Below are 9,064 nucleotides of genomic sequence, written 5' to 3' on the forward strand. Positions count from 1 at the left end.
CCCACACTGTGAGGGCGGGCGCTGCCCTGCCTTGCGGCAGGGTGAAAGATTTCCTTAACTTGCCCCCCGGTTGCCCCCGGGCTTTTGCGGCTTATCCCCGCCTTGCCCACAGGGGAATTGCACGCCCCCCTTGCATGCCCCTGCCCCATCGGGAAAGACTGGGGCCAAGATCCTGAACCAGACGGACCAAGGACGGGCAGACAGACATGGCGCTACCAGCAAAGAAGCAGTTCAAATACTGGGGCCTCGCCGCCCTGGTCTTTGCCGTTGTGATGTGGGCGCTTGGCAATGTGCTGCTGCCCTTCGTGCTGGGCGCGGCGATTGCCTATATGATCGACCCGATCGCCGACCGGCTGGAGGCCTGGGGGATGAGCCGCACCGGCGCCACCGCTGCCATTACGGTTGGGGCGCTGCTGGTGTTCCTCTTGATGCTGCTGGTGGTGGTGCCGACGCTGATCTACCAGATGATTGACCTGGTCAATGTCCTGCCGCAGCTGTTCCGGGATGCCCGCGCCTTTGCCAATGAGCATTTCCCCGCGGTCTTTGAACAGGACAGCCGGATGCATCAGGCGATCACCGCGATTGCCCAGACGCTGCAGTCGCGCGCGGTGGAGCTGCTGCAATCGGTGGCAGGCTCGGCCGTTTCGCTGCTGAATGTTGTGGTGCTGCTGGTGATCGTGCCGGTGGTAGCGGTCTATCTGCTCTTGGACTGGGACCGGATGATCGAACGCATCGACGATCTTCTGCCGCGCGATCATCAGCCGGTGATCCGCCGCATCGCCTCTGAGATCGACGCGGTGCTGCATTCCTTCATCCACGGCATGGGCACCGTCTGCCTGATCCTCGGCACCTATTATGCGGTGGCGCTGATGCTGGTGGGACTGAACTTTGGCCTCGCCGTGGGCTTCATCGCCGGGCTGATCACCTTTATTCCCTACCTCGGCGCCCTGATCGGCGGTGCGCTGGCGATTGGCCTGGCACTGTTCCAGTTCTGGGGCGACTGGGTGTCGATCGGGTTGGTAGCCGGTATCTTTGCCATTGGCCAGGTGGCCGAGGGCAATTTCCTGACGCCCAAGCTGGTGGGCGGTTCGGTCGGCCTGCACCCGGTCTGGCTGCTCTTGGCGCTGTCGGTGTTTGGTGCTCTGTTCGGCTTTGTCGGCATGCTGGTGGCGGTGCCGGTGGCGGCAGCCCTTGGCGTGCTGGCGCGCTTCCTGACCGAGCAATACCTGGACAGCCGCCTGTACCAGGGCCAAAGCCACCCGGATGCCGAATAACTGTGACACGGAATAGAACGATGACGCAGCAGCTAAGCTTCAAACTTCCTGCAAAACCCGCGCTGGGGCGGGAGGATTTCTTTGTCACCGCGTCCAATGCGATGGCCGTGTCGCTGCTGGAATCCGGTTTTGCCTGGCCAAGCGGCAAGCTGGTGCTGACCGGGCCCAAGGGAGCGGGCAAGACCCATCTGGTGCATGTCTGGGCGGATCAGTCGGGCGGGCGGATCGTCAATGCCACCGGGCTGACCGAGGACGCCGTGCCCGGCCTGGCCCAGGGGCCTATTGCGGTTGAGGACGTGCCGGTGGTCGCTGACGACACCACGCGGCAAAAGGCGCTGTTCCACCTGCACAACCTGGTGCTGGCCAATGGCCACGCACTGATCATGACCGGCCAGCAGGCACCGAACCTTTGGGGGCTTAGCCTGCCGGATCTGCAAAGCCGGGTGCAGGCGGCCACCCATGCCGAACTGCAGGCGCCGGATGACCAGCTGCTGGCGGTGGTGCTGGCCAAGCTGTTCAATGACCGCCAGATCACACCGAAGCCGGATGTGATCCCCTATCTGGTGGCGCATATGGACCGCTCCTATGCCACTGCCGCGCGGGTGGTGCGGCGGCTGGATCATTTGTCGCTGGCCGAAAAACGCAACCTAACGCGGCCGCTGGCGGTGCGCGGACTGACCGAAATCCGCGAAGCAGGACCGGAAAATGACGCAGCCGCAAGCGGTTGACCCCTGCCCGCCCATCGCCCATCCTGTTGCCGGATCGCAAGACGGAGCCCTCATGGACATGATTCAGGATGTCTCGGACGCAAGCATCGCCGAGTGGGGCCCGTTCGGCCGTCCGATCTTTGACGACCCGGGCGCCCGGGCGCTGTCCCGCGTCGGTGTGGTCGATGTCGGCTCCAACTCGGTGCGCCTGGTGGTGTTTGACGGCGCGGCCCGCAGCCCGGCCTATTTCTACAACGAAAAGATCATGTGCGCGCTTGGCGCCGGCCTGTCGGAAAGCGGCCGGCTGAACCCGGAGGGCCGCAAGCGGGCGCTGTCGGCGCTGCGCCGGTTCCAGCAGCTCGCGACAGGCATGGGGCTGCCGCCCTTGTCGGCCGTCGCCACCGCTGCGGTGCGCGACGCGACGGACGGGCCGGAGTTCTGCGAGGAAGTGCTGCGCGAGACCGGCCTGAGGATCCATGTGATCGACGGCCGAGAAGAGGCGCGGCTGTCGGCCCAGGGCGTGCTCTTGGGCTGGCCCGGCGCTTATGGGCTGGTTTGCGATATCGGCGGCTCATCAATGGAGCTGGCGGAGATTCAGGACAATACGGTCGGCAACCGGGTGACCTCGTCGCTGGGTCCGCTGAAACTGCGCGACATCCAGGGCGGGCGCCGCGGGCGCAAGGAACACATCAAGGAAGTGATCGAACAGCTGAAGGCCGAGATGGGGCCGCAGCGCGACCGTCTGTTCCTGGTCGGCGGCAGCTGGCGGGCGATTGCCCGCATCGACATGCACCGGCGCGGTTATCCGCTGAAAGTGCTGCACGAGTACCGGATGACGGCGGCCGATGTGCGCGCCACTGCCAAGTACATCGCCGAGAATGACATGGACGAATTGCGCAGCGCCTGCGGGATTTCCTCCAGCCGTGCAGGCCTGGTGCCTTATGCGATCGACGTGCTGACCCGGCTGGTCAAGACCTTCAAGCCGAAGGACATCGCGGTCTCCAGCTACGGTATCCGCGAAGGGCTTTTGTACGAGCAGATGCCGCAGCGGCTGCGCGAGCGGGATCCGCTGATCGAGGCGTCGCGGTTTGCGGAATCCAAGGACGCCCGCATCCCAGGCTTCGGCAAGACGCTGTATGATTTTGTGAGCCCGCTGTTCAACGGTGCACGGCACAGCAAGCGGCGGCTGATCAAGGCGGCCTGCCTGCTGCATGACGTGAGCTGGCGGGCGCATCCCGATTACCGTGCCGAGGTCTGTTTCGACAATGCGACCCGCGCCAACCTGGGCGGGCTGAAGCATTCGGAACGGGTGTTCCTGGGCCTGGCGCTTCTGCACCGCTACAGCAACAAGCGCCAGGGCAGTGCTTTTGAGCACCTCTACGGCCTGCTGGACGAAAAGAGCCAGCACGAGGCCGAGGTGCTGGGCAAGGCGATGCGGTTTGGTGCGATGCTGATGGTGACTGGCAAGGGCGACATCGGCGCCTTGCGCTGGCAGCCGCGCAAGCGGGTGCTGCATGCCGAGCTGCCGGAAGCGGCACGGGCGCTTTATGGCGAGGTGGCAGAGTCCCGCCTGCAGTCGCTGGGCAAGGCGCTGGAAGCGGTAGTGCATCTGACCTTCCGCAAACCGGGCACTGCTCCGGACGCCTGATCCGGGCTGAAGGCGTCAGATTTCGGTGACGCCTTCTTCCTCGGCGCTGTCCTGCTTGTCCGCGGGCGCGTTGTCTTTCTGCTTCTTGCGGATGATGATGTCGCCGTTGGGCAGGATCTCGGGCAGCTCATATGCGCTCCAGTCCTCGACCTCATTGGCGATATCGGCCAAGGCGGGACCCATCTCGCTGAGGAAAGCCCCCAGAGACGGGCCGATTTCATCCATCAAACCCTGCAGATCTTCCAGTGCCGGCGCCATCTCCTGGCGCAGGCCCTCCCACAGCAGCTCAGCCCCGCGTTCCATCAGGCTGGAACCGCTGTCTTCCTCCCCGGCTTCCTGAGCGGCAAGCGGGCTGGACATCAGGGCAATCAGGGCGGCGGGCAGAAGGATCTGTTTCATGAGGTCTATATAGGGTCGTCTGCGGTGCGGGAACAAGGGGCGGCATGGAACGGCCCGGCCTGGCCAGCTTGGCTTCTGCAGGTTTACCGCTAGATAACAGGATTGTTGCCCGGACGCTGGCGAGACAACGAGCCCGCCAATTTCCACCCCCTGCCGGGGATCGTCAGATCAGGAGGCTAACCGCTATGGCTGCTCCGAAGACCAAAGAAAAAGCTGCGTCATCCGGAAAGAAAGACGACAGCAAGAAACTGACTGACCAGCTTGCCAAGGAAGTGCGCACGCGTGCCGGTACGCTTGTCACCAAGATAAATGCAGCCCTCACCAAAGCCAGGGCTGACGCGGTCAAACAGGCCAAGGCCGAGCTGGAAAAGAAGGCGAAAAAGGAAGCCAAGGGCGGCAAACCTGATTCCAAGGAACTGGCCAAGAAAAAGACCGACCTGGAAAAACGGATACCAAGCTTCAAAGCCGCGATCAGCGACAACGTCGAAAGCAGCGGGCTGCGGGCTGCGACGGAGCAGGCCTATTATGCGATCAAAGGCTGGTCCAGCACCTGCTCATCTGCGCATATGCGGCGTGCGGCAATCCATGTTCCGGTAACGGCCACCCGCAGCGGCAAGACAAAAACCATCCTTCACAAGAAGACGAACCTGCTGAAGTTCTTTCCCGCGAAATACTCCCACGCCGACCATCTTGACGAGAAGAAAGAGGTCTGGAGCATTATGTCGTATGCGGACTTTGCCAAGGAATGGGCGAGCGCCGTCAAAGGTGCAAAACTGGCGAACTGGGCCGGGACGAAGCCGGATCTTGCGCCGGAGGACCCCTGGCATGTGGAGCTTCCCCGCAAGGCCGTGAAGGGCGGCGTTGACAAAGAAGATGTCGTGAAGAAAACGCGGCCCGGGCGCAGCGACAGCGAAGTAAAAGCCTGTGTGGAGAACTACGCTGAATATGTTGCCCTGACCGATGGTCTGCCCAAGGGCCGGAAGCTTAAGCGGAACAAGAAAATCGAGACCAACTACAAGTCCCTGTTCGACAAGAAATTCAAGGCGGCCAAGGCAAAAGTCGATGCCGAACGCAAGAAGGCTGTGGAAGAGGCCGAAAAAGCGGCCAAGGCCGAAGCAAAGGACAAGAAGGCCGATCCCAAGGTCAAGAAAGCCAAAACAGAAGAAGCCACGAAAAAGCTGGACGCGGATCTGGAAAAGCGGGCAAAGAAACTGGTCAACAAGATGAATCCGGACCCGAGCCGCTTTACGCTGGAAAAGTAGGCTGTGCGTTGCCTCCCGGCGCGCATGCCGGCCGGCCTCAGCCGATCTCAATATCCAGCGTCACCGGGAAATGGTCCGACGCATTCAACAGCGCCTCGCGCATCTCTGCGTCCTGGTAGCACGCGCCGTCCTCGAACGGATGCCAGATCCGCCAGTGCGGGCGGTATCCCATCAGGCTGTGCGAGATCATCACATAGTCCAGAAGCGCCCGGAAATAGCGTTTGGTTTCCGGGTTGTAGAACCTGGAAGTGCTCGGCAGAGACGTCGCCCTGGGCCGGGTCAGGCTTTGCGCATTGGGATCGTTCAGGAGATCGCCCATGACAATCTCGACCGAGGACTGGCCGAAGAGCTTTTCGTACTGATCCAGCCCCGGGCCATCGTTCAGGTCGCCCAGGACAACCACATGCTCGCCCGCTGCGGTGTGCTCCGCCACCCGCCGGTGCAGCCAGATCGCCTGCGCCAGCTGCTTGCGCCGGTTGGCGATGGAAACAGCGGTGATCTCGTCCCGCGTCCTGGCCCCGTGCGGCGCCTTGGATTTCAGATGCGCACCGATCATCCGCAGTTTCGCGCCGTCCTTGGTGCTGACCGCCAGCTCCAGCGGCGGTTTGGAGAAGCGCACCTCGTCCTCCTGCGCGTCGACATCCAAATCGATGCGGAACACCCCGTCGAATTGCGGCGCTTGCAGAGAGGAGCGGGCATCATGCACCGCGTCCAGCACGTCCGGATCGTACAGAAGCGCAATCTCCTGCTGGGTGTCGTTCGGAAAGCCGCTGACCGCCTCGCGCGCCCTCAGGCCCGCCTCGGCGGCAAAGCGTTCCAGCGCGCGGGTGGTGCGCTGGCTGCGCCCCGTGTTGGGGGCCTCGACCACCATCACCGCATCGGCATCAATGCGGCGCAGCACATGGGCAATAGCGCGGCCCTGGGTATAACGGTCCACACCATGGCGAGCGGAGGGTTCGCCATCCAGCAGCAGGTTGTCTTCGCCATCAAACAGATTGGCGAACCATTCGATGTTATAGGTGGCCAGCCGCATTGCCGCAGCATCCGTTGATCTCGTCCCAGGCGCGGTTGATGTCGATCATCCGCTTTTCTGCCAGCCTGACAGCTTCTTCGGGTACCCCGCGCGCAATCATCGCATCCGGGTGGGTTTCGCGCACCAGTTTGCGCCAGTGCTTGCGGATCTCCTCCTTGGTCATTTCCGGGCTGACGCCGAGCACGGTAAAGGGATCCTTGGGGGCATCGGGCACAAAACGTGCCCTAAGCGCCTGGAACTGCTGCGGAGTCTGGCCGAAGATGCGGCTGACTTCCTCCAGAAACTCATTCTCGCCCGGGTGATAGAACCCATCCGCCATGGCGATATGAAAGAGCCCCTCCATCAGGTCGCAGAGCGTGGTCGGATCCTCGGCGAACATGCGCTGGATGCGGCGGGCGTATTCCTGGTAGCCCGCGACATCGGTGCGCGCCATGTCAAAAACCCGCGCCGCGCCGGTCTCGTCATCGCGGGCGATCTGGAACACCTCGCGGAAGGCGGTGACCTCGTCCCGCGTCACCTGGCCGTCCGCCTTGGCCATCTTGGCGCCAAGCGCAATCACGGCGATGGCAAAGGCCACCGTCTTTTCGGGCGGCGCGCGCAGCTTGTCAAAGACATCGGTCAGGCTTTCGCCCTTGGCAAGCGCAGCCAGCGCGTCGGAGATGCGGGTCCAGAGTGACATGCCCCAAGCCTAACGGTCTTTGCCGGGGCTGTCAGGGGCGGGAATTCCGGGCGTCAGGATTTTCTGCATGAAGATGGTATCCAGCCACTGCCCCCATTTGCAGCCCAGTTCCGGCATCCTTGCCGTTTCCGCGTAGCCCAAAGCGGCGTGAAAAGCGATGGCACCGGGGTTGGCGCTGCTGACGCTGGCGATCAGCACGTGAATGCCCGCCTGCTTTGCCTTTTCCTCCAGGGCCTGCAGCAGCTTGCGGCCAATGCCCCCCCCTTGTGCTGCCGGCAGCAAGTGGATGGTGTGCTCAGCCGTAAAACGGTAGCCGGGACCGAAACGGAACGGGAAGAAATACGCGTGCCCGAGGATGTCTCCGTCCTGTTCGGCCACCAAGTAGGCACCTGGGCGGGCGGCGATCTGTTCCCGCACCTGCGCCGGTGTTTTTTCAACGGTGTTGAAAGTTGCCAGCGTGTCCCGGATCACTTGGTTGGCGATGGCGCAGACGGCATCGGCATCTGCTGATGCCGCGGGGCGGATGATCATTCGAGCACCCTCCGCCCGTGCGGAGTTTCGAACTCCGCCATCAGGCCGGGAGCACCTGGCTCCACCGCGATACGCGGGTCGTCAATGATCCGGTCCAGCGCGGCTTGCAAGCTCCGCGCCTCCGGGTGGCTGACCACCAGGCGGCTGAGCCGGCAACCGGATTGCGGCAGGCGGGCCGCAGGCGGATCGCCCTGCCACTGCAGAACGGCGGGAAAGATGTTGTCAAAAGGCAGCAGGCCGTCTGCGGGCACCGTCATCAGCCAGCTGAGATCCCCGCGCTGCATCTGCACATGCCGCTGCGCGTGGGTTGGAAGCAGTGCTTTCTCCGCCTCCAGATCCTCGCTGCGCAGGATCCAGTTGTTGAGTTTTGCGGGCCCTTCGAAGCGGTCGAGGTTGAACCAGCGCGGCTGCTCTTGCGGCTGGGCCCCGGGGTCGATGGCAATGGCTTCAAGATACAGCCCGTCCTCCAGCCCGATGAGGCGGTTATGGGTACCATAGCGGGCATGGGAGCCGCCGGGGCCGAGGGCAATGCCCAGCGCGTCCTCGGTATGGGCGACAGCCTCTTCCAGCGTTCCGCCTGCCACCGCCAGATGATCGAGTATCATAAGCATCCTCCCCAGTTTGCGGGCAGAGACTAGCGGGACAGCGGCGGGGCGCAAGGCGGGAATTGTCGGCGACTGGCACGGTTGAACCTTACATTGACGCAACTCAACTGCTTAAGGTGCAGTCATCGCTAACCGGGAAACTAAAATGAACTGGCTGACACCACCTCAGGATGCAGTGACCTACAAAACCATCGACGGGCTGGAGTTTTGGATGGACAACGAGAAGCCAGGAGCACCGCTGGTGGCCCCAACAATTCGGACCAGCAACCCAGAAGTCAGCATCGTTTTTGTCCCGAATACCGGTGACGATGACGACGCCTATTTGATGCAATTCAATGGGACATCAATGATCTTCTCGAATCCTGCCCCAGCTCTTCGCAGGCACTGCGATGTACATGACAGGCTCAAGGAAGAAAATCCGGATGTCGATTTTGCCATCAAATGGATAGGCCGAGACGCAAAGTGGTTTGAGCACACCGGCGAACAAGAAGGACGGGCACTCACTATACCGTCTGCGCGCAAATTCAGGAGCTGGCAGGAACAGCAAGAAATGACACGGCTGTTTTGTGAGCTCATGGCGTTGAACGCTCCGGGACCATATGTGATGTACAAAGGCGGATCTCCCAGCAAGGACGGCTCAACTTGGAAGAAGATCAAAAAAAGGGTTGTCGGATTTGATCACAAGCTGAGGGCGCGCCTGGCTGCGGGTGAATTTGTTCAACGGTCAGTTCTTAAAAGTATTTTTAGCCATTTCAAAATAGGCCCGACTTAAACCCCTCTGCTGCTGCCTGAACAACTTCAATTCCAGCTTCAAGGATCGTCGCGGCAAACTCGCTCTCCGAAACCGCAGGAACAGGTAAAAGCCTGAATACACGAAAAAACGCGCCACCCTCGAAGGCAGCACGTTTGCTTCTTTCTGGTCCGAA

The 9,064-nt window shown here is 62.2% G+C and carries 10 protein-coding genes; 5 read left to right on the top strand and 5 right to left on the bottom strand.

Annotated elements, in window-relative coordinates; translation table 11 throughout:
- Positions 1-206 precede the first annotated feature (206 nt).
- The 3 genes from RA19_RS00860 to RA19_RS00870 are packed head-to-tail and all read left to right on the top strand — an operon-like array spanning position 207 to position 3,629.
- Positions 207-1,274, top strand: a complete 1,068-nt coding sequence (locus RA19_RS00860; protein WP_039158650.1) for an AI-2E family transporter — start codon at positions 207-209, stop codon at positions 1,272-1,274.
- Positions 1,275-1,294: 20 nt separating this feature from the next.
- Complete coding sequence (locus tag RA19_RS00865; RefSeq protein ID WP_039158652.1) at positions 1,295-2,002, top strand: HdaA/DnaA family protein; 708 nt, start codon at positions 1,295-1,297, stop codon at positions 2,000-2,002.
- Positions 2,003-2,054: 52 nt separating this feature from the next.
- Complete coding sequence (locus RA19_RS00870) at positions 2,055-3,629, top strand: Ppx/GppA family phosphatase (RefSeq protein ID WP_241479001.1); 1,575 nt, start codon at positions 2,055-2,057, stop codon at positions 3,627-3,629.
- A gap of 15 nt (positions 3,630-3,644) precedes the next feature.
- Here the strand turns inward: RA19_RS00870 and RA19_RS00875 are convergent, their stop codons facing one another.
- Positions 3,645-4,028, bottom strand: coding sequence for a hypothetical protein (locus RA19_RS00875; RefSeq protein ID WP_039158655.1), 384 nt, complete (start codon positions 4,026-4,028; stop codon positions 3,645-3,647).
- Positions 4,029-4,072: 44 nt separating this feature from the next.
- Between RA19_RS00875 and RA19_RS00880 the strand changes: the two genes are divergently transcribed.
- Positions 4,073-5,290, top strand: a complete 1,218-nt coding sequence (locus RA19_RS00880) for a hypothetical protein (RefSeq protein WP_152615651.1) — start codon at positions 4,073-4,075, stop codon at positions 5,288-5,290.
- A 37-nt stretch (positions 5,291-5,327) separates the two neighbouring features.
- Here RA19_RS00880 and RA19_RS00885 read toward each other — a convergent pair whose 3' ends face one another.
- Genes RA19_RS00885 through RA19_RS00900 form a run of 4 tightly spaced genes read right to left on the bottom strand, consistent with a single transcriptional unit; the run spans position 5,328 to position 8,138 of the window.
- Positions 5,328-6,323, bottom strand: coding sequence for an endonuclease/exonuclease/phosphatase family protein (locus RA19_RS00885; protein WP_039158657.1), 996 nt, complete (start codon positions 6,321-6,323; stop codon positions 5,328-5,330).
- Positions 6,304-7,002, bottom strand: coding sequence for a molecular chaperone DjiA (locus tag RA19_RS00890; RefSeq protein ID WP_039124572.1), 699 nt, complete (start codon positions 7,000-7,002; stop codon positions 6,304-6,306). The genes RA19_RS00885 and RA19_RS00890 overlap by 20 nt, the downstream gene beginning before the upstream one ends.
- Before the next feature lie 9 nt (positions 7,003-7,011).
- Positions 7,012-7,533, bottom strand: a complete 522-nt coding sequence (locus RA19_RS00895; protein ID WP_039158660.1) for a GNAT family N-acetyltransferase — start codon at positions 7,531-7,533, stop codon at positions 7,012-7,014.
- Complete coding sequence (locus tag RA19_RS00900) at positions 7,530-8,138, bottom strand: VOC family protein (RefSeq protein ID WP_039158708.1); 609 nt, start codon at positions 8,136-8,138, stop codon at positions 7,530-7,532. Before RA19_RS00900 ends, RA19_RS00895 begins: the two co-directional genes overlap by 4 nt.
- A 145-nt stretch (positions 8,139-8,283) precedes the next feature.
- On the opposite strand from RA19_RS00900, the gene RA19_RS00905 reads away from it, so the two are divergent.
- Entirely contained in the window at positions 8,284-8,910 is a 627-nt protein-coding gene (locus tag RA19_RS00905) for a hypothetical protein (RefSeq protein WP_039158661.1), read from the top strand.
- Positions 8,911-9,064: the final 154 nt, after the last annotated feature.

Source organism: Leisingera sp. ANG-M1 (genome assembly GCF_000813745.1).
In the GTDB taxonomy this organism is placed as follows: Bacteria; Pseudomonadota; Alphaproteobacteria; order Rhodobacterales; family Rhodobacteraceae; genus Leisingera.